The sequence below is a fragment of the Pseudomonas sp. RA_35y_Pfl2_P32 genome, from assembly GCF_963970735.1.
In the GTDB taxonomy this organism is placed as follows: Bacteria; Pseudomonadota; Gammaproteobacteria; order Pseudomonadales; family Pseudomonadaceae; genus Aquipseudomonas.
This window is the reverse complement of sequence record NZ_CAXAQF010000219.1, coordinates 1-513: the sequence shown is the minus strand read 5'-3', so window position 1 is coordinate 513 and position 513 is coordinate 1. Positions and strand designations below refer to the sequence as shown.

The following is a 513-nucleotide window of genomic DNA, read 5'->3' as shown; positions in this document are numbered from 1 at the left end:
GAAGCGATCGGCGAGGTCTGCCTTCAGGCGCGGCCACGAAGCGGGCGCGAACTGCGCCTCCCACTCGGCCCCGTCCAGCCCCATAACCTGTCGCAAAGCCGCGTAAAATTGCGGTTCGATCGCCCCGACCGCAATCCATTTGCCATCGGCGGTTTCATAGGTGTCGTAGAAATGCGCACCACCATCGAGCAGGTTGGTGCCGCGCGCTGCGCTCCAGCGGCCCATGCCGCGAAAGCCCCAGATCATGCTGGCGAGCACCGCCGAGCCATCGGTCATCGCGCAATCGCCGACATGTCCTTGGCCCGTCGCTTGCGCGCTCAGAATCGCGGCGAGCATGCCGAAGGCCAGCATCATGCCGCCGCCGCCGAAATCGCCGACCAGATTCATCGGCGCGACCGGTTTACGCCCGGCTTCGCCCAGAGCGTGGAGCGTGCCGGAGATGGCGATGTAGTCGATGTCGTGGCCCGGCTCGCTGGCCAGCGGCCCGGTCTGGCCCCAGCCGGTCATGCGGCC

The 513-nt window shown here is 67.4% G+C and carries 1 protein-coding gene; it reads right to left on the bottom strand.

Features of this window, described 5'->3' with window-relative positions:
• Positions 1-513 (bottom strand): CoA transferase (locus AACY45_RS27960; RefSeq protein ID WP_339548711.1); only part of this gene is annotated, 513 nt, incomplete at both ends.